The organism is Enterobacter sp. WP_7_1 (assembly GCF_003688535.1).
Classification (GTDB): domain Bacteria; phylum Pseudomonadota; class Gammaproteobacteria; order Enterobacterales; family Enterobacteriaceae; genus Enterobacter; species Enterobacter asburiae.
The window spans coordinates 533,540-552,937 of record NZ_REFK01000002.1 but is presented as its reverse complement, the minus strand read 5'-3'; the positions used below and the strand labels follow the sequence as shown (position 1 = coordinate 552,937).

The window sequence follows — 19,398 nt, the reverse complement described above, 5'->3', positions numbered from 1 at the left end:
CAAACAATCGATGAAAAAAGAGGACAAGGGATGGATCGTTTCGATGCGATGCGCGCCTTTGCTCGCGTGGTGGAGGCAGGCAGTTTCACCAGGGCTGCCCAAACGCTTCATATGAGCAAAACCACGGTGACGCAGCTTATTCAGCAGTTGGAAGCGCGCCTGCGCGTTAAGCTGCTCCATCGCACCACCCGCAGGCTCGGCGTGACTCCTGATGGCGCGGTCTACTACGAGCGCGTCATCCGCCTGCTGGCGGACATGGAAGATGCTGAAAATAGCCTCTCCAGTTCGGCGATGACGCCCAGGGGACGGCTACGGATAGATGTGCCCACTCCTCTCGCCCGCCTGGTGCTGGTGCCCGCGCTACCGGCTTTTCACGCGCGCTACCCTGATATCCAGTTCGACATGGGCGTGAGTGACCGGGTGGTGGATCTGATCGGCGACAACGTGGATTGCGTCCTGCGGGGCGGTGCAATCAACGACCAGTCCCTGATCGCACGCCATGTCGGTGATTTGCAAATCGGTGTTTACGTCGCACCGAGCTATGTGGAACGCCTCGGCGCCCCTGCGCATCCGCGAGAGCTGGAAAACACGGACCATCGCATAGTGGGATTCTTGTCCTCACGCACCGGTAAGATTGATCCTCTGGTACTGCACGGTGAGGGTGAACGTATTGAAATCACGGGAAGCTATGTGCTTGCAGTGGATGATGGCAACGCCTACCTCGAAGCCGGGCTCGCGGGATTAGGCGTGATTGCGCTACCCGTCTATATGGCGGCAGCGCATCAGGCATGTGGTTCCTTGATTCCGCTATTTGAAGACTGGCGTATTAACTCAATGCCCCTGTACCTGGCATTTCCGCCGAACCGCCATGTCAACGCCAAGCTGCGCGTTTTTATTGATTGGATTGTTGAATTGATGCAGCAGCATGTCCCCACTTCCGCCAATAAATAACTGCATCTATTCGTTCATCACCGCCGAGTGACGGTCATGCTGGCAGTTTTGAAGCAGGCTTTTTGCTTTTCTGCCCTACAGCACAAACTCATAGTGCGAGCCATCCGGCAGCTCCACATCAAGCCGCAGCTTTCCGCCCGCCGCCTCAACGTAGCGCTTGAGAGAAGAGAGTTTCAAATCGCGCCCGGGCTTTTCCATTACCGCAACGGTAGGTTGCCTGATACCCAACGCCTGCGCCATTTCTACCTGCGTTTTTTGTACTTTCTCACGTAACTCAGCCAGATGAATGTTGAGCAAAATATCCGTTGCTATCGCCTGAGCGCTGGCGACAACCTCCGGCTTTTCATCCGCTATAAGCTGCTCAAGGGTTCTTCCCATCGCGCTATTCCCTCTCTTTTAATGTATTCAGCCAGTGAGTGAATTCCCGGTCAGCAACGAGAAGCATCTCATCGTAGAATCGCCTTTCATTGCCGACCTTATTGCCTGCACAAAGCACGATACCCGTGCGGTTTGAATCAAAGGCGAAAAACGCCCGCAAGGGATCGCCCTTACTCTGAATACGTAGCTCTTTCATGTTGCTGTGACGAGAGCCTTTAAGCGTATCAGCGTAGGGTCTCGATAAACCCGGCCCCTTCTCTCGCAAAACAAGCAGTGCTGCAAGTACGCTGGCGCGATCGGTATCCTCAAGCGAAGTGAACCAGCGATCAAACCTGTCCGTCGTGTTAATTGCCCACACAAGACCTCCCATCCAGTATAGATCAAAAGCTATATACGTGCAAAGCTATAGCGATGATTATGCAGAGATGGAAAAGCAGAATCTTGTGGGGTTACGGAAATACTGAATGCGTGCCGGAATAATTCTATGTATCCCTTGTCGGATATTCATTTTGTTACGAGCAGCGTCGAAAAAAGTTCAGCAGCCCGTCAACTGCCGCCAGGCCGCCACTTCCTCGTTCAGCCACGCGACAAAAAGAGCCACCTCGGGCTTCGTCTCCGTTGCCTGTGCTGTCACCAGCCAGTAAGGCCAGGGATACGGCGCGGTGATGGAGGTTAGCTGGACCAGCTCGCCCCGGGTGATGGCATCCTGAACCAGAGAGCGGCGCTCCAGCGCGATGCCTTTCCCGAGCCGAACGGCTTCGATAATGATATTGGAGTCGTTAATGCATAAACCGCCAGGCACGATCTCTTTCTCCAGCCCCGCATTCACGCACCACGTTTTCCACGACTCCATGGAAAAAATAATATGACTTTTTGCAATCTCAGCCGGCGTAGCGGGCAGCACACCGCCGTTATAGCCAGGTGCGGCCACCACAATGAGTTCATCGGAAAAAAGGTAATGGCTTTCACTCCCTTCCCAGTTTCCCTTCCCCATCCGTATCGCGATATCTATCCCCTCCTGCTGCAGGCTGGTAACCGTCAGGCTGGCCTGGATCCGAAGAGTGATAAGTGGATATTTCGCGCGAAAGCGTTCCAGACGCGGCAACAGCCAGTGGCATCCAAAAGACGGCACCATCGCCAGCGTCAGCTCCTGCTTTCTCGGCTTCACCTGTACAAGCCGCGTGGCATCTGCGATATGGTTCAACGCCTCGCGTACCTGTAAGGCATAGAGCCGCCCTTCTTCGTTGATCTGCACCCCGCGTCCCTGACGGATAAAGAGCTTAACGCCCACCATCTCCTCCAGCAGTTTGATCTGCTGGCTGATAGCGGAATGGGTAACGTAGAGTTCTTTCGCCGCCAGCGTCACGCTGCCAAGACGGGCGACGGCTTCAAAGCTTCGCAAACTGGCAATGGGTGGAAAATCCGACATGAAAGCACTCCCTTATCAGCGCTGGATCTATAACGACAGCTTGCCCACATGTCAGTAATACTAACCTTTACGGTAAGATACTGAAGATATTCGCCAGGAAGTTTGTATTGTACTGTCTGTTCATCCTCTTCAATGACGCGTTATTTCACAGAGACAGGAAAACGGGAACGATGATTAAGCTTGTTGGCATGATGGATTCACCTTATGTACGGCGCGTGGCGATCTCCCTTGAGCTTTATGGCGTTGATTTTGAAAGCCAGCCGCTGTCGGTCTTTAGCACTTTCGAAGCGTTCTCCCGAATCAACCCCGCGGTAAAAGCGCCCACGCTGATTCTGGATAACGGAATACGTTTGATGGACTCGTCGCTGATACTGGATTATTTCGAGGCTCAGGCCACACCCGAACGGAGGCTCCTGCCCGTCGCGCCGGATGCGCTGGCAAACGATCTTCAGACGCTGGGCTTTATCCTCGCCGCCGCGGAGAAAGCCGTGCAAAATGTGTATGAACACCACCTGCGCCCGGTGGAAAAGCAGCACGCTTTATGGGTCGAACGCATTACAACCCAGCTGCTGGCGGCCTGCAGGGAATGGAATGCCTTGCTGAAGACGCGTCCGGCCTCCGCCGCTCCCGATCAGGTTGCCGTCACGAGCACGGTTGTCTGGACGTTTATTCAGTCGATGATCCCGCACGTCGTTAACGCAGCGGATTTTAGAGAGATTCAGGCGGTTGCCGAATCATTCGAATCACAGGCGGTCTTTAAAAAATATCCGTTCAACTAAGCGATGAGCCCGGTCAGCGCAGCGCTACCGGGCAAACCAGCGCCTAAATCTGATAATCAATCGCCACTTCTTCCGGTTCCATCACCTGGCGTTTAATCTCATCCACCGACAGCCCGGCGTTGCAGAGCTCGATAAAGCGCCACACATAGTTGCGCTGCAGTTGCCCGCGCTTCAGGCCAAGCCATACGGTGTTGGCGTCAAACAGATGACGCGTATCAAGACGCACCAGGTTCCCGTCCTCGCGTTCTCCGCTGGACTGTTCCGCCACCAGACCAATGCCCAGACCCAGCTCGACGTAGGTTTTGATCACGTCAGAATCCTGCGCGCTCAGCACCACGTCCGGCGTTAGCCCTTTGCGGTTGAACGCCTCGTCTATGCGCGAGCGTCCGGTGATCCCCTGGCGGTAGGTAATCAGCGGCCATTTCGCAACGTCTTCCAGCGTCAGAGGGGAAACCTGATTCAGCGGGTGATCGACCGGGAGTAATAAGCTGTGGTACCAGCGGAACCAGGGGAACGCCACCAGCAGCGGGTCGTTGCTCAGGCGTTCGCTGGCAATGCCGATATCCGCCCCACCGTTTTGCAGCAGCACTTCAATTTCCTGCGGCGTGCCCTGGATGAGCTCCAGACGGACGTCGGGGAAAAGTTCGCGGAACGCTTTAATCACCGGCGGCAGGCTGTAGCGCGCCTGGGTGTGGGTGGTGGCGATGGTGAGTACGCCCGAGGCGTCATTGGTAAAGAGATCCGCCAGACGACGCACGTTGCTGGCCTCGTTGAGGATCCGCTCAGCGATGGTGAGCAAAGCCTTACCCGGCTCCGTCATGCCGAGCAGCCGCTTGCCGCGACGGATAAAGATCTCTATGCCCAGCTCCTCTTCCAGCTCGCGGATATGGCGGCTGACGCCGGACTGAGAGGTATAAAGCATATTGGCGACCTCGGTCAGGTTGTAGTCCCGCCTGGCCGCCTCACGGATAATTTTAAGTTGCTGGAAATTCACGATTCACTCCGGCGCATCTGACATAGCTCTATTGTTAGAGTCAGCCGCGCTGCAGAACAAATAATAAAAACCAGCATCTTATGCTTTTATGGAATATCAGCTCACGAGCTGGAGTTCACGGTTCTCAAGCGACGGCTTGCTGACCAGCGACATCAAAATCTCTTTTACCGCCTGCGCCTGCGGCGACAGCGAACCGCGTGCAGACATATTCAGCGACAGCGGCAGGCTCATCGAAGGCGTGGTGATCCGCGCCATCCAGCCGTTTGCCGCGCTGCACAGCGAGCGTGCTGCGGATTCCGGCAGAACCGTCACGCCCATTCCGCTGGCAATGGCCGCGGTAAGCGTGGAGATTGAGTCAATTTCGCCGATGATTTTGGCCGTCAGGCGGCGCAGGGAGAACGCTTCATCCACGCGCACGCGCACGGCGCTGTAGTCGCGCGGCAGATAAAGGTTCATCTCTGCCACGGCGGTAAGGTCTACGCTCTGGCCCGGACAGTCGCGGGTCCCCACGAGGTAGAGATCTTCTTTCAGCAGCGGCTGGCTGGTGATGCCGGCGACCGGGGAGCGATCGTAAAGGACCGCCATATCCAGCTGGCCGTTGAGCAGTTTGTCATTCAGCACGGAACCGCTGTTTTCGTGCAGGTACACCAGCACCTCAGGCAGCTCGGCGCGAACGGCCTGCAGCAGCGGCATGGTAATAGAGGACGCGGCCGTTCCCGGCGCCAGGCCGATAGAAACGTGCCCGCTCAGGGTCTGTCCCACGTTATTCACAGCAAGCTGCGCCTGTTCACACTGGCGGAGGATGGTGCGCGCATGGGTATACAGGATCTTGCCTGCTTCCGTTGGCGTGACGCCGCGTTTAGTGCGGATCAACAGCTGCTGATCCATCTCGCCTTCCAGAGTAGCCACCTGCTGGCTCAGCGCAGGCTGCGCGATATGCAGCACTTCTGCCGCTTGAGTCAGGCTGCCGATATCGACGATTTTTACGAAGTATTTCAGTCGTCTTAAGTTCATTTTGCCCCCTGTTCGAAATGCTGTGCCGGAAACGGCTGTCGTTGTTGAACAGGTTTTGCAATATGAATGCCACTTTTACCAGGCGGTCTAAATTGTTCGCTAAGCGCCTGAAAATAAGGAAACCTAATTACAGAGGGGGTTTTATTACCGAAACAGCAGTTTATGATCTGCCCCATTAGGGGTATACCCGCACCATGACGGTGCATTCCGCTGTCAAAAACATCACTTTGCCGATTTTGTCAGCAAACGATCAAAAGGCGTTGATCCACCCTTTGACAAGGCGAACGCAGGTCGATAATATGCGCCCCGTTCACACGATTCCTCTGTAGTTCAGTCGGTAGAACGGCGGACTGTTAATCCGTATGTCACTGGTTCGAGTCCAGTCAGAGGAGCCAAATTTAAAAAGCCTGCTTTTAAAGCAGGCTTTTTGCTTTTCTGCGCAAGGTAAATGCAAAACGGCAACCGGGTTGCCGTTTTTAGTGTTTGCACCCTCTCCCGCGGGAGAGGGCTGGGGTGAGGGCACCAGCCCGCACTTTCCCTTCACATGCCGATCTTAACCGGCATCCCCGACCGCCGTTCCAGCTCAGCGCCCGCGCCCTCGTTTATCAGCTGCGTTCGCTGCGCGGCTGAAATGGGCAGCGGCACTTTACTGGTCGATTCAAACTCCGTGCGGTTACGTGATAATGGCTCGTGAACTTCCACCCAGCGGCTGCCGTCCGGCTCGGTGGTGACTTTAACCGGCCGGTCGATAAGCTGTACGCGGGTGCCTACGGGAACATTATCGAAAAGATACTTGATGTCGTTATTACGCAGACGGATACAGCCCTGGCTCACCCGCAGCCCGATGCCGAAATTCGAGTTTGTGCCGTGAATGGCATACAGCCTGCCGATATAAATCGCATACAGCCCCATCGGGTTATCCGGCCCGGCGGGCACGAATGCCGGCAGCGTTTTCCCTTCTGCCGCATAGGCGCGACGCGTATTCGGCGTCGGAGACCAGGTTGGCCCCTCCTGCTTACGCTCAACGGCCGTCACCCAGTTACGCGGGGTTTCGCGCCCGGCCTGACCGATGCCGATGGGCAGCACTTCAACGGTGTTACCGCCAGGTGGGTAATAGTAAAGGCGCATTTCTGCCGCGTTAACGATAATGCCCTCGCGGACGGTGTCAGGCAAAATCAGCTGCTGAGGTATCACCAGCCGGGTGCCGGATTTGGGCAAAAAAGGATCCACGCCCGGGTTTGCTTCCAGCATATTGCTTAGACCCTGCCCGTACCGCGCGGCAAAGGCTTCCAGAGGCAGCGTGTTGCCCTCGGGAACGGTGATGATAATCGGGTTTCCCACCAGACGACTGCCTTCCGGCGGAAGCGTATAGGTTACGGCAAACGCACCGGGTACAGCGGCACACAGCGTAAGGACGAACCAGGTAAGTCGAATCATAGTTTCCTGTGCTCAAAAAAGAGAAAGCCTGGTCTCAGGCAGGCTTTCTCAGTTTACGCTATTACGCCTCGGTTTTGCGCCACCTGCGCGTCAGCACTTTCTCCGCCTCGACAATAAGGAACATCACAAAACCAATCAGGAAGGTGATGACCCAGTAGCGGAACGGCAGCGCTTCGGTGCCAAACAGCATCTGCATGAACGGTGCGTAAATGATAAGAAGCTGTAACGCCAGCAGTACGCCGCTCACGATCCAAATCCCTTTGTTCGCCAGCAGGCCTTTGCTCAGCGAGAAGCCGTCATTAACGCGGCAGTTGAGCATGTAGAACCACTGCGCAGTGACCAGGGTTTGCAGCAGCACGGTGCGGATAAATTCCGCCGAATAGCCGCGCGGCTGAAGCCAGGCTTCCAGCACGAAGGCGCTAATCGCAATCATCAGACCGACAAACACCACGCGCCAGATGGCATAGCCGTCCATTACATGAAGATTCGCCTTGCGCGGTGGCCGGTTCATGATGTCCTTCTCACCCGCTTCAAACGCCAGGCCAAACGACAGCGTTGCCGACGTCGCCATGTTCATCCACAGGATCAGGACCGGCGTCAGCGGGATCAGGTTCCCCGCCAGCAGCGCGATGATGATCAGCAGAGCCTGCGCGATGTTGCTGGGGATAACGAACAGAATGGTCTTTTTCAGGTTGTCGTAAACCCGGCGTCCCTCGTGCACCGCGCTGGCAATGGTGGCAAAGTTGTCATCCGTTAGCACCATGTCGGCGGCTTCCTTGGTCACTTCCGTCCCCTTAATCCCCATGGCGATACCCACATCCGCCCGCTTGAGCGCGGGGGCATCATTTACGCCATCCCCGGTCATGCCCACGACTTCCTGCTTACTTTGCAGAGCCTGCACAAGGCGGAATTTATCCTCCGGGCTGGTTCGGGCGAAAATATCGTACTGCTGCGCGGCGTCGCTCAGCTGACGATCGTCCATCGCCTCCAGCTCACGTCCGGTGATAGCGCTTGCGGCGTTACCAATCCCCAACATTTGCCCAATGCTCATTGCCGTTTGCGGGTGGTCGCCGGTGATCATTTTCACGCGGATCCCGGCCTGTAGACAGTCGGCAATGGCGGTAATGGCCTCCGGACGCGGCGGGTCCATCATCCCTGCAATACCCAGCAGGATCACGCCATCATGCAGGTCCGGGTGATCCAGCTCGCGTTGTCCCTCGCGGGCAGGTTTCCAGGCCGCGGCCACCATGCGCAAACCTTCCCGGGCATACTCTTCAATCTTCCCTTCCCAGTAAGGCTGATCGAACGGCTGCAGTCCGTCATTCGTCTGCTGATACTGGCAGAGGCGGAACAGGACGTCCGGCGCGCCGGTGATTAAAATCACCTCTTCATCGCCCAGCCGGTACAGCGTGGACATGTATTTATACTGTGAATCAAACGGGATTTTGCTGCGCATTTCGGTGTCGACCGGTGGGAGCGGGATTTTCGCCGCCAGCACCTTCAGCGCGCCCTCGGTTGGGCCCCCGGTGATTTTCCACAGCCCCTGCTCGTCTTTGATTAGCTGGCTGTCATTGCAGAGGTCAATGGTGCGCAGATAGCGTTCCAGCAGGGAACCCTGCGTCACGCTGACGGGCGTCGGGTCATCTACGGGGTGAATATTCCCCACCGGTTCGTAGCTGTCGCCCTCTACGCGATAGGTCGTGTCAGCGGTAATCACCGCTTTGACCGTCATTTCATTCATCGTCAGGGTGCCGGTTTTATCCGAGCAGATGACCGTCATCGCCCCCAGCGTTTCAACCGTAGGCAGCTTGCGAATAATGGCCTTGCGACGCGCCATGGCCTGTACGCCAAGCGAAAGGATGATGGAAATAATGGCCGGCAGCCCTTCCGGCACGGCGGCAACGGCGAGGCTAATAAGCGACAGCACCAGTTCAGAAACCGGCATATCCCGGAACAGGAGGCTAAAGACAAACAGCGCCACCATCATCACCAGGATAGTGATGAAGATGGTCTTACCGAGCTTATCCATCTGCACCATCAGCGGCGTGCGGTGCTTTTCAATGTCGGACATCATCTGATTGATGTGGCCCAGCTCGGTCTCGCCCCCGGTTGCCACCACCACGCCTTTACCGCCGCCGGAGCTAACGGTAGTGCCTGAGTAGAGCAGATTATACCGGTCACCTAAGGGCAGTTCCCCGCTTAACGCATCGCTGTTTTTCTCAACAACGGTGGATTCGCCGGTCAGGATGGCCTCCTCCACGCGCAGGTTATGCGCTTCAACCACGCGCAGGTCCGCAGGGATACGATCCCCGGCGCGGATCACCACGATATCTCCCGGGACCAGCGCCGTGGTGGGGATCGTTTCGTGATTCCCCTGTCGTACCACCACGGCTTCGCTGGAGAGCATATTGCGAATGCTCTGCAGCGATTTTTCAGCATTGCTCTCCTGGATATGGCCAATCAGCGCGTTAATGATGGCAACCCCAAGGATCACAAACATGTCTACCCAGTGGCCCATAAAGAGCTTAAGCAACGCGGCCACCAGCAGAACGTAAATCAATACGTCGTTAAAATGCGCCAGGAAGCGTAGCCAGGCGGGTTTACCCTTTTTTTGCGGTAACGCATTCTCACCGTGCTGCTGAAGTCGGGCTGATGCCTCTGTGCCGCTAAGGCCTTCCAGGGTGGAGTGGATATTCGACAGGGTTTCGTCAACGGTTTGTTGATAATACGGACGTTCAGGTTTTCCTGTTTTCATCGTTCCTTCCTCAGGTTCTATTCAGAAATCACCTTGCTTCTCTGTAATTAACGAATAACGAAAACAGGAACATGAGCGTAACGAACAATACTTGCCGCCTCCGATCCTAACAAATGGGTTTGAATATTTGGATTTCGCGAGCCGACAATAATCGCGCCGACGGCAAGTTCATCCGCCAGCTTAATAACCTCATCACGAACATTCCCGCTACGGACGTGGAGATGAACACGCTCTTCTGGCAGATTTACTTTTTTGACCAGGTCAGACAGCTTTTCTTTTGAATTATTAATCATATATTCATCCATCTTGCGCGCATCTGAAATAAAACCACGCGTCAGTTCGGCTGAAAATTTGGGCATGACGTGTAGCAAATGAATGTCGCCCGTTGCGCTTTGCGCCAGAAACTGTGCATGCTGCAACGCTTTATCCGCCAGGCTTGTCTCGTAGACATCCACCGGAACGAGAATGTTTTTATACATATCGAGCATCCTTTTTATAACCAACACGAGAGTGAATGAAGAAAAAAACGCATTAAATGCAGGGGGTTGCCCTTAATGCCAGTTACGGTAAAAAAAGATGATTAACATTAAACGTAGCACAGGAATATCAGGTTTAGCGCTTCCCCACTGATAATGGTTATTTAACATTTATCTTTTCGCCGACTATGCTCATAGTCAGCTACCGCTTCCGGCTCATGGAGGAATGTATGTATGGTTTAAGCCTGATCCGTCTGGGTATGTTTATTGCGCTTGCCATTATCGCCAGCACGGCGATTGGTTTATTTACCTATATGGTCGTCACTGTTCTGGCAGAATAGTGTCACCCCTGTCCAGGTTATGGAATAAATAAAACAGTTATTTATTAGGGGAATACAGTGAACCGCTATCTCTCTCTTTTACCGTTCGTTTTGTTAACGCTCACGGCGTGCGACCCAAAACCGAAGCAAGCTTCCCCCCTTCCCAGGATGGTAAAAGTGGCGGAGGTGACGGTTCCTGGTCACGCCCAGCAGCGCGTTTTTCCCGCCCGCATTGAATCGGGCGATGCCACAGACCTTTCCTTCAAGCGCGCCGGTCAAATTGAAGCGCTCGATGTGCGTCAGGGCGCAGCCATCAAGCAGGGGCAACAGCTTGCCAGACTGAACGCCCGTGAAGCCCAGCAGCGGGTTAACGACAGACAAACGGCGGCGACGCTGGCCCAGAGGCAGTTCGACCGCTTCCAGACGCTGGCAGGCCGCCAGGCGATTTCGAAAGCAGAAATGGACGTGCAGCGCGCGAACCGCGATTCGGCGAATGCGGCGCTGCAGATTGCCCGGGAAGAGCTGAATCAGATGACGCTCGTTGCCCCCTTCAGCGGGACGGCGGCCAGCGTGCACGTGCGAAATCATCAGGTAGTGTCCCCCGGCCAGCCCATCGCGACGTTAACCCGCACCGACCTGCTGGACGTGGTGTTCAGCATCCCTGAAAACCTGTTTAAGACCTTTGATATTCGCAACGCGCAGTATCGCCCCGTGGTGAGAATTAACGCCATGCCGGATCGGGAATTTACCGCCGTCTACAAAGAGCACTCGGGCAGCAGCGACAGCAATACCCTGACCTGGCAAGTGATACTCACCATGCCGCGGCCAGATGATTTTCCCGCCGTCGGTGGCGTAAGCGGTACGGTGACCATCAATTTAACCAACCTCCCGGCGGGCGCGGATGCTCAGGCGCTGGTCGTACCGGTTGAGGCAGTCTTTAACCCGGACAACAGCCCTCGCAACGAGCCGCACGTCTGGGTCGTAACGGGCGAAGGCGACGCGCTCCATCTCGAAGACCGCAAGGTCAGCGTGGGGCAAGTGAGCACCGAAGGGGTGGTGATTACCAGCGGGCTTAAGGCGGGCGAACGCGTGGTGGCCGCGGGCGTTGGGGAGCTCCATGCTAACCAGCCGGTGCGTATCTGGACGCGTGAACGGGGACTGTAATGGATATCTCTCGTCAATTTATTAATAACCCTGTTCGCGTCTGGCTAACGATCCTGCTGCTGGGCATCGGGGGGATTTTCGCCCTGTTGAATATCGGCAGGCTGGAAGATCCCGCCTTTACCATCAAAACCGCTGTGGTGGTAACCCACTACCCCGGCGCATCCGCTCAGCAGGTGGAAGAAGAGGTGACGCTTCCGCTGGAGAATGCCCTTCAGCAGCTGCCTTATCTGGACAACGTGAGCTCCATCTCTTCAAACGGTCTGTCGCAAATCACCGTTAACATCGCTTCTCGCTATCACTCGAACGAGCTGCCGCAGATTTGGGATGAACTGCGCCGCCGCGTGGGCGATGCCTCGCGTCTGTTCCCGCCCGGCGTCGTCACGCCCTTTGTGAATGATGATTTCGGCGACGTGTTCGGCTTCTTCTTCGCCATTTCCGGAGATGAATTCAGTAATCCTGAGCTGGTGAGATATGCGGAGCAGCTGCGCCGGGAGTTAATTCTGATCCCCGGCGTCGCGAAGGTCGCCATCGGCGGGGCCATTAGCCAACAGGTCAATATCGATATCTCCCTGACCAAAATGACCGCGCGCGGCATTACGCTGAACCAGCTTTCCGCCCTGCTCAGCAGACTTAACGTCGTTTCCAGCGCCGGAGAAATCACCTCCGGCACGGAATCCATTCGCCTGCACCCGACCGGTGAGTTCGAGAATCTTGATGAACTGGCGGATATCATCATCACGCCTTCCGGCACCGGGGCGGCGACGCGTCTGCGGGATATCGCCACGCTGTCGCGCGGGCTGAACGAATCGCCGGCCAGTATCTACCATGCCAACGGCAAAAAAGCCGTTACCATGGGCGTCTCGTTTATTCCCGGCGTGAACGTTATCGACGTGGGCCACGCGCTGGAGGCGAAGCTAAATCAGATGTCGGCGGAAAAACCGGCGGGCATACAGATAGACCTGTTTTACGATCAGGCAGCCGAAGTGGGCCACTCCGTTAACGGTTTTATTATTAACTTTCTGATGGCGCTGGCGATTGTCATCGGCGTGCTGCTGGTCTTTATGGGCGTACGCAGCGGGATCATCATTGCGTTTTCTCTCGCGCTTAACGTGCTGGGCACGCTGCTGATTATGTATCTGTGGGGCATTGAGCTGCAGCGCATCTCGCTCGGGGCGCTGATTATCGCCCTCAGCATGCTGGTGGATAACGCCATCGTGATTGTCGAAGGGGTGTTGATTGCCCGACAGCAGGGCTCCCCGCTGCTAACCGCCGTGAACTACATCATCCGCCGCTCCGCCCTGCCGCTGCTGGGGGCGACGGTGATTGCCATCCTGGCGTTTGCCCCTATCGGGCTGTCGCAGGATTCCACCGGGGAATACTGTAAATCCCTGTTCCAGGTGCTGCTGATTTCCCTGATGCTGAGCTGGTTCTCGGCGCTCACCCTCACCCCGGTGCTGATTAAGTGGTGGTTGTTTAAAAACGACAGCGCGCCCGATAAAACCGACGAGTCAGATCCTTACGACAAACGCCTCTACCGCGCCTACAAGCGCCTGCTTAACACGCTGCTGCACCATAAGGCACCGGCGCTCATTGTGATGGCTGCGCTGCTGGCCGCGTCTGTCTGGGGCTTCGGCGCCGTACGGCAAAACTTTTTCCCGTCGTCTAATACGCCGATTTTCTTTGTCGACCTGTGGTTACCCTACGGTACGGATATCAAGTGGACTGAGAAAATGACCGGCGATATCGAAAAGACGATCAATGGCCAGCCTGGCGTGGAGACCACCGTCTCAACCATTGGTCAGGGAAGTATGCGCTTTATTCTGACCTACAGCGGACAGCGCCAGTACAGCAACTATGCCCAAATCATGGTAAGAATGGATGACCAGCGTAACATTTCTCCCTTGACCCGCCACGTTGATGAGTACATCGCGCGGAACTATCCGCAGGTCAACGCCAGCACCAAACGCGTCATGTTTGGCCCCTCCGGCGACAGCGCCATTGAGGTGCGCATTAAAGGCCCCGACCCTGACCGGCTGCGTCTGATAGCCAGCCAGGTGGACGATATCCTCACGCGCGACCCGGCCACGGGCAGCGTCAGGAACGACTGGCAAAACCGCAGCAAGGTGATCCGCCCACAGTACGTTGCCGCCCTGGGCCGCGAGCTTGGCGTAGATAAGCAGGACGTTGATAACGCGCTGGAGATGAACTTCTCCGGCAGCCGGGCGGGGCTGTACCGGGAAGGCAGCGACCTGCTCCCGGTCGTGGTGCGCCCGCCTGAGAGCGAACGGCTGGACGCCAATCACCTGAACAACGTGCTGGTGTGGAGCCAGACGCGGCAGCAGTATATCCCGCTGAGTAACGTCGTCAGCCGCTTCTCGCTGGAGTGGGAAGATCCGCTCATCCTTCGACGCGACCGCTCGCGGGTGCTGACGGTTCAGACGGACCCGGACCCGCTGAGCCAACAAACCTCCGGGGACATTCTTGCCCGCGTGAAGCCGCAGATTGATGCCCTTAGCCTGCCACACGGCTACAGCATCGAGTGGGGGGGCGACGCGGAAAACTCCAGCGAAGCGCAGCAAGGGCTATTCACTACGCTACCTCTCGGGTATCTGGTGATGTTTGTTATTACGGTGCTGATGTTCAGCTCGGTGAAAAATGCGGTCGCCATCTGGCTGACAGTACCGCTGGCGCTGATTGGCGTGACGCCGGGATTTTTACTTACCGGCATTCCCTTTGGCTTTATGGCGCTGATTGGTCTGCTGAGCCTGAGCGGCATGCTGATCCGCAACGGCATCGTGCTGGTGGAAGAGATCGAACAGCAGAAAACGCAAAAGGATCAGCACGAGGCGATCGTGTACGCCGCGACCTCGCGCCTGCGCCCCATTCTGCTCACCGCGTTTACGACCGTACTCGGCCTGGCTCCGCTGCTGCTGGACGTTTTCTTCCAGAGCATGGCCGTTGTGATTATGTTTGGACTGGGGTTTGCTACAATCCTGACGCTGCTGGTACTCCCCGTTATCTATGCGTGTTTCCATCGTAAGGACGAAGCCAAACAACAATGAATGCGACAGGGCTGAACATTATCAAAACGCTGGGCTGTATGACGGCGGTGACCTTCTTTACCATCTACAACACCTGGGATCATTATGATTACGACTATCACTGGATCCTGGGGTTTTTAACCTTTATCTCGACGATTGCCACGCCGCTGTTTTTTGTCGTTGCGGGCTATCTCGACGGACAATCACGGCACGGCACCCGCTGGCAGCTGGGTAAAATTAAAAGTCTGGTGATTGTTTTTCTGTTCTGGATAACGATCTACTACCTGTGGGAGCCCTATCAGCGCGGGTATTTAATCCAGCCCTGGTTCGTGTTTGCGTTTGTGGTGATTTACACCTTCCACCCGGCGGTGGAATGGCTCAGCCAGCGGCGATCGCTGTTCTGCGGCGCGATTGCCGCCCTGCTGCTCTTTTCCTACGGATACGATCTGCTATCGGCGCTCTATCCTGAAGCGCACGCCCTTTCTCTTTCACCGCAGTATCGGCTGTGGACGTGGCTGCTGTTTTATCTGACGGGGCAACTTTTCTGCGACCCGAAAGTCGCCGAGTGGATTAGCCGCAAAAATGTGGTAAGGGCGGCGGTTGTCGCCATCCCGTTTATCTACCTCTTCACCTGGTTTTACGAGCGCCACTTCTTCTTCGCGCTGTTCAAGGCGGACAGAAACGCCTTTATTCTCACCGGCTCTCAAATTTACATTTTGATCATCGCGCTGGTGATTGCGGCGAACGGCGTGCGCTTTCGCCGCAACGCTGAATTTAAGGAGTCCATTCTGGCCGCCATCAGCAAAACGATGACCGGCGTGTATATTGTGCACTACTCGGTGTTTCATCTGCTGACGGCGCTGATACCGGTGACCTCTCTCGGCATGAAGCTGGCGCTGATTGTGCTCACTTTCATTACCTCTGTTCTCTTCTCCATGCTGGTATTGTCTAACGCCGTGGCAAAAAAGGTGATCACCCTTTAAAAGCCTAAGCGCAGCCAGGCAAAGAGCACGTTGCCGTTGTTATACGTCCCGGGAATATAGGTGAACTGAACGGTAACGCGCTTATACCCGGCCGAAAAAAGCGGGAAGATGAACGGTAGCGGGACATAGTTTGCAAAATCATCTCGCGCCGTGATGCCCGCCGCGGCGCCGAGCCCAAGGCGGAAATCTTTGGCATTATCCAGATACCAGCCCTTCTCCCAGCCATAGCCCATCGCGGGCTGCCATTCGTTGTGCGAGTCCTTGAACATCATCGCGAACAGCGCGCTCCAGTTGCCCTCTTCGTTATAGCGGGAAACGCCCAGCCCGCCGCCCCACGGCATTTCATTGTAATTGTCCGTTTTTTCTTTGTCGTACATAAAGCGGGCGTGCCAGCTCAGGAACGGCAGGTACAGGTCGTAACGTTGAGGCTCTTCCCAGGTCTGTGAGATATCATCCGTCAGCGCATTCCACCAGCCGCTGATGCGTTGCTCACCGTAGACGTTGGGCGCCGCGTTAAGCGGTGCGACGAATAAAAACAGGACCATCCAGAATGCCGAAAAGGTGCGTTGCATCGTTATTCCCTCAGCTTAGGCCGCGCAGCGGTATCTATAACTGTAATCCATTCAGCACTAACCGGAGCCAAACAGACTGATTTATATCGAGGTAGGGGAAGATGAAATTTATTTATTCAGCGCCTTCCGGAAAGATAAAAACGTTTTCTCAGGCGTTTTGTCGCGGTAGTCTCATAGGTTCCGTTGATACGACGGCTGCTTTGTGAGTGACCTTTTCTTATACCAATAATTAAAAATCAGTATGGACAGGACAACTATGGACTCCACCCTCATCTCCGATCGTCCCAACGAGGAGACACCTTCGCTCAATCGTGCCCGCCGCGCGGCCTTAGGCAGCTTCGCGGGTGCCGTCGTCGACTGGTATGATTTTCTGCTTTACGGCATCACTGCCGCCCTGGTGTTTAACCGCGAGTTTTTTCCTCAGGTCAGCCCTGCAATGGGCACGCTCGCCGCATTTGCCACCTTCGGCGTCGGCTTCCTGTTTCGCCCGCTGGGCGGGGTGATATTCGGCCACTTCGGCGACCGTCTTGGCCGCAAGCGCATGCTGATGCTCACCGTCTGGATGATGGGGATCGCCACCGCGCTTATCGGTATTCTCCCCTCGTTTGCCTCCATCGGCTGGTGGGCGCCGGTACTGCTGGTCACCCTGCGCGCCATCCAGGGCTTCGCCGTGGGCGGCGAATGGGGCGGCGCGGCGCTGCTGTCCGTTGAGAGCGCGCCGAAGCACAGGAAAGCGTTTTACAGCAGCGGCGTACAGGTCGGGTACGGCGTAGGCCTGCTGCTTTCCACCGGGCTGGTATCGCTAATCAGCCAGCTTACTACCGACGAACAGTTCCTGAGCTGGGGCTGGCGCATTCCGTTCATCTTCAGCATCGTGCTGGTCATCGCCGCACTGTGGATCCGTAACGGGATGGAGGAGTCGGCTGAGTTTGAAAAACAACAGCTGGAAAAACCGCTCGCCAAAAAGCGTCTGCCTGTGATGGAAGCGCTGGTTCAGCACCCTGGCGCTTTTCTGAAAATTATCGCCCTGCGCCTGTGCGAGCTGCTGACGATGTATATCGTCACCGCGTTTGCCCTGAACTACTCGACGCAGAACCTCGGTCTGCCGCGCGAGCTGTTCCTGAATATTGGCCTGCTGGTCGGCGGGATCAGTTGCCTGACAATCCCCTGCTTCGCGTGGCTGGCGGACCGGTTTGGCCGCCGTCGCGTTTACATCACCGGGGCGCTGATTGGTAGCCTCAGCGCCTGGCCGTTCTTTATGGCGCTCGAAGCGCAGTCGATTTTCTGGATTGTCTTCTTCGCCATCATGCTCGCCAACATCGCTCACGATATGGTGGTGTGCGTGCAGCAGCCGATGTTCACCGAGCTGTTTGGCGCAAGCTACCGCTACAGCGGCGCGGGCGTGGGCTACCAGGTCGCAAGCGTGGTCGGCGGCGGATTTACGCCGTTTATTGCGGCCGCGCTGGTGACCTTCTCCGGCGGCAACTGGCACAGCGTGGCGATTTATCTGCTGGCCGGCTGCCTGCTGTCGGCAGCGACGGCGCTGCTTATGAAAGAGACGAGCCACGGCTGATCTCCCTTTTGTTTCACGGGCGTGTGACATACTATCGGGTAGAGTCGCACACCTGTGGAACAAGGAGACAGAGATGAATAATAAGGGCTCCAGCCTGACCCCGGCTCAGGCGCTGGAAAAACTCGACGCGCTGTACGAACAGTCCGTCAACTCGCTGCGCGGCGCCATCAGCGAATATATCGAAACAGGGAAACTTCCCGACCAAAAGGCCAGAACCGAGGGCCTTTTTGTTTATCCATCGCTCTCTGTGACCTGGGACGGCAGCGCCAGCAGTAATCCCAAAACCCGCGCCTACGCGCGCTTTACCCACTCCGGCTGCTACAGCACCACCGTCACCCGCCCTGCGCTGTTCCGCCCGTATCTTGAAGAACAACTCACGCTGCTGTACCAGGATTACGGCGCGCACATTGCCGTTGAGCCCTCGCAGCATGAGATCCCGTATCCCTACGTGATTGACGGTTCGGCGTTAACCCTTGACCGCTCCATGAGCGCGGGGCTGACCCGCCACTTCCCGACGACAGAACTTTCACAGATTGGCGATGAGACGGCCGACGGGATTTATCACCCGGCAGAATTTTCTCCCCTGTCGCATTTTGATGCCCGCCGGGTCGATTTCTCCCTGGCGCGCCTGCGCCACTACACCGGTACGCCAGTCGAACATTTCCAGCCGTTCGTGCTCTTTACCAACTACACCCGCTACGTTGATGAGTTTGTCCGCTGGGGCTGCAGTCAGATCCTCGACCCGGAGAGCCCGTACATCGCGCTGTCCTGCGCGGGCGGGATCTGGATCACCGCGGAGACCGAAGCGCCCGAGCAGGCCATTTCCGACCTGGCGTGGAAAAAGCACCAGATGCCCGCCTGGCACCTGATCACCGCCGACGGTCAGGGCATCACCCTGATCAACATCGGCGTGGGCCCGTCAAATGCCAAGACCATCTGCGACCATCTGGCGGTACTGCGCCCGGACGTGTGGCTGATGATTGGCCACTGCGGCGGCCTGCGCGAAAGCCAGCTGATTGGCGACTACGTGCTGGCACACGCCTATCTGCGCGATGACCACGTGCTTGATGCGGTCCTGCCGCCAGACATCCCAATCCCGAGCATCGCCGAAGTACAGCGCGCGCTTTATGACGCTACCAAAGAGGTCAGCGGCATGCCGGGTGAAGAGGTTAAACAGCGCCTGCGCACCGGCACGGTCGTCACAACGGATGACCGCAACTGGGAGCTGCGCTACTCCGCCTCCGCGCTGCGGTTCAACCTGAGCCGCGCGGTGGCGATCGATATGGAGAGCGCCACCATCGCCGCCCAGGGATATCGCTTCCGCGTTCCTTACGGCACGCTGCTGTGCGTCTCCGATAAGCCGCTGCACGGGGAAATTAAGCTGCCGGGCCAGGCCAACCGTTTCTATGAAGGGGCTATCTCAGAGCATCTGCAGATTGGTATTCGTGCGATTGATTTACTTCGCGCGGAGGGCGACAAGCTGCATTCGCGCAAGCTGCGCACCTTCAACGAGCCGCCGTTCCGCTAATAAC

Annotated in this window: 16 protein-coding genes and 1 tRNA gene; 8 read left to right on the top strand and 9 right to left on the bottom strand. The window is 56.6% G+C overall.

Annotation, left to right across the window (positions count from 1 at the left end):
• The first annotated feature begins 30 nt into the window (after positions 1-30).
• A complete protein-coding gene (locus tag BJ885_RS11885; RefSeq protein ID WP_121932004.1) occupies positions 31-951 on the top strand; it encodes a LysR family transcriptional regulator in 921 nt (306 codons plus the stop codon).
• A 75-nt stretch (positions 952-1,026) separates the two neighbouring features.
• Here BJ885_RS11885 and BJ885_RS11880 read toward each other — a convergent pair whose 3' ends face one another.
• From BJ885_RS11880 to BJ885_RS11870, 3 genes are all read right to left on the bottom strand, one after another.
• Complete coding sequence (locus tag BJ885_RS11880) at positions 1,027-1,329, bottom strand: XRE family transcriptional regulator (RefSeq protein ID WP_029741460.1); 303 nt, start codon at positions 1,327-1,329, stop codon at positions 1,027-1,029.
• Positions 1,330-1,333: 4 nt separating this feature from the next.
• Entirely contained in the window at positions 1,334-1,687 is a 354-nt protein-coding gene (locus BJ885_RS11875; protein ID WP_121932003.1) for a type II toxin-antitoxin system RelE/ParE family toxin, read from the bottom strand.
• Positions 1,688-1,864: 177 nt separating this feature from the next.
• Positions 1,865-2,758 carry a LysR substrate-binding domain-containing protein gene (locus BJ885_RS11870; RefSeq protein ID WP_121932002.1) on the bottom strand — a complete coding sequence of 298 codons (894 nt, stop codon included), beginning with the start codon at positions 2,756-2,758 and terminating at the stop codon, positions 1,865-1,867.
• Between the two features lie 170 nt (positions 2,759-2,928).
• Between BJ885_RS11870 and BJ885_RS11865 the strand changes: the two genes are divergently transcribed.
• Positions 2,929-3,537: a glutathione S-transferase family protein gene (locus tag BJ885_RS11865; RefSeq protein ID WP_121932001.1), complete on the top strand. Its 609-nt coding sequence runs from the start codon at positions 2,929-2,931 to the stop codon at positions 3,535-3,537.
• Positions 3,538-3,580: 43 nt separating this feature from the next.
• Here the strand turns inward: BJ885_RS11865 and cbl are convergent, their stop codons facing one another.
• Positions 3,581-4,531: an HTH-type transcriptional regulator Cbl gene (cbl, locus tag BJ885_RS11860; RefSeq protein WP_023336219.1), complete on the bottom strand. Its 951-nt coding sequence runs from the start codon at positions 4,529-4,531 to the stop codon at positions 3,581-3,583.
• A gap of 96 nt (positions 4,532-4,627) precedes the next feature.
• Positions 4,628-5,545 (bottom strand): nitrogen assimilation transcriptional regulator NAC, encoded by a 918-nt coding sequence (gene nac / locus BJ885_RS11855; protein ID WP_008499475.1) that lies wholly within the window; start codon positions 5,543-5,545, stop codon positions 4,628-4,630.
• Positions 5,546-5,864: 319 nt separating this feature from the next.
• On the opposite strand from nac, the gene BJ885_RS11850 reads away from it, so the two are divergent.
• Positions 5,865-5,940 (top strand) — tRNA-Asn (locus tag BJ885_RS11850).
• A gap of 145 nt (positions 5,941-6,085) precedes the next feature.
• On the opposite strand, the gene ldtA is transcribed toward BJ885_RS11850, so the two are convergent.
• The 3 genes from ldtA to BJ885_RS11835 all read right to left on the bottom strand — a co-directional run bounded on the left by ldtA (position 6,086) and on the right by BJ885_RS11835 (position 10,216).
• The gene (ldtA, locus tag BJ885_RS11845; protein WP_121932000.1) at positions 6,086-6,982 is read right to left on the bottom strand and encodes a L,D-transpeptidase; all 897 of its coding nucleotides are present in this window, start codon (positions 6,980-6,982) and stop codon (positions 6,086-6,088) included.
• Positions 6,983-7,043: 61 nt separating this feature from the next.
• Positions 7,044-9,737 (bottom strand): cation-transporting P-type ATPase, encoded by a 2,694-nt coding sequence (locus BJ885_RS11840; RefSeq protein ID WP_121931999.1) that lies wholly within the window; start codon positions 9,735-9,737, stop codon positions 7,044-7,046.
• A 47-nt stretch (positions 9,738-9,784) separates the two neighbouring features.
• Positions 9,785-10,216, bottom strand: coding sequence for a universal stress protein (locus tag BJ885_RS11835; protein WP_063441213.1), 432 nt, complete (start codon positions 10,214-10,216; stop codon positions 9,785-9,787).
• Between the two features lie 395 nt (positions 10,217-10,611).
• Between BJ885_RS11835 and BJ885_RS11830 the strand changes: the two genes are divergently transcribed.
• The 3 genes from BJ885_RS11830 to BJ885_RS11820 are packed head-to-tail and all read left to right on the top strand — an operon-like array spanning position 10,612 to position 15,721.
• Positions 10,612-11,697 carry an efflux RND transporter periplasmic adaptor subunit gene (locus tag BJ885_RS11830; RefSeq protein ID WP_183128627.1) on the top strand — a complete coding sequence of 362 codons (1,086 nt, stop codon included), beginning with the start codon at positions 10,612-10,614 and terminating at the stop codon, positions 11,695-11,697.
• Complete coding sequence (locus BJ885_RS11825; protein ID WP_121931997.1) at positions 11,697-14,759, top strand: efflux RND transporter permease subunit; 3,063 nt, start codon at positions 11,697-11,699, stop codon at positions 14,757-14,759. The genes BJ885_RS11830 and BJ885_RS11825 overlap by 1 nt, the downstream gene beginning before the upstream one ends.
• Positions 14,756-15,721: an acyltransferase gene (locus BJ885_RS11820; protein ID WP_121931996.1), complete on the top strand. Its 966-nt coding sequence runs from the start codon at positions 14,756-14,758 to the stop codon at positions 15,719-15,721. The genes BJ885_RS11825 and BJ885_RS11820 overlap by 4 nt, the downstream gene beginning before the upstream one ends.
• On the opposite strand, the gene pagP is transcribed toward BJ885_RS11820, so the two are convergent.
• Entirely contained in the window at positions 15,718-16,293 is a 576-nt protein-coding gene (gene pagP / locus BJ885_RS11815) for a lipid IV(A) palmitoyltransferase PagP (protein ID WP_121931995.1), read from the bottom strand. The two genes, BJ885_RS11820 and pagP, sit on opposite strands and share 4 nt — an antisense overlap.
• Before the next feature lie 256 nt (positions 16,294-16,549).
• On the opposite strand from pagP, the gene shiA reads away from it, so the two are divergent.
• The gene (gene shiA / locus BJ885_RS11810) at positions 16,550-17,866 is read left to right on the top strand and encodes a shikimate transporter (RefSeq protein WP_121931994.1); all 1,317 of its coding nucleotides are present in this window, start codon (positions 16,550-16,552) and stop codon (positions 17,864-17,866) included.
• Positions 17,867-17,939: 73 nt separating this feature from the next.
• Entirely contained in the window at positions 17,940-19,394 is a 1,455-nt protein-coding gene (locus tag BJ885_RS11805) for an AMP nucleosidase (RefSeq protein WP_121931993.1), read from the top strand.
• The last annotated feature ends 4 nt before the right edge of the window (positions 19,395-19,398 follow it).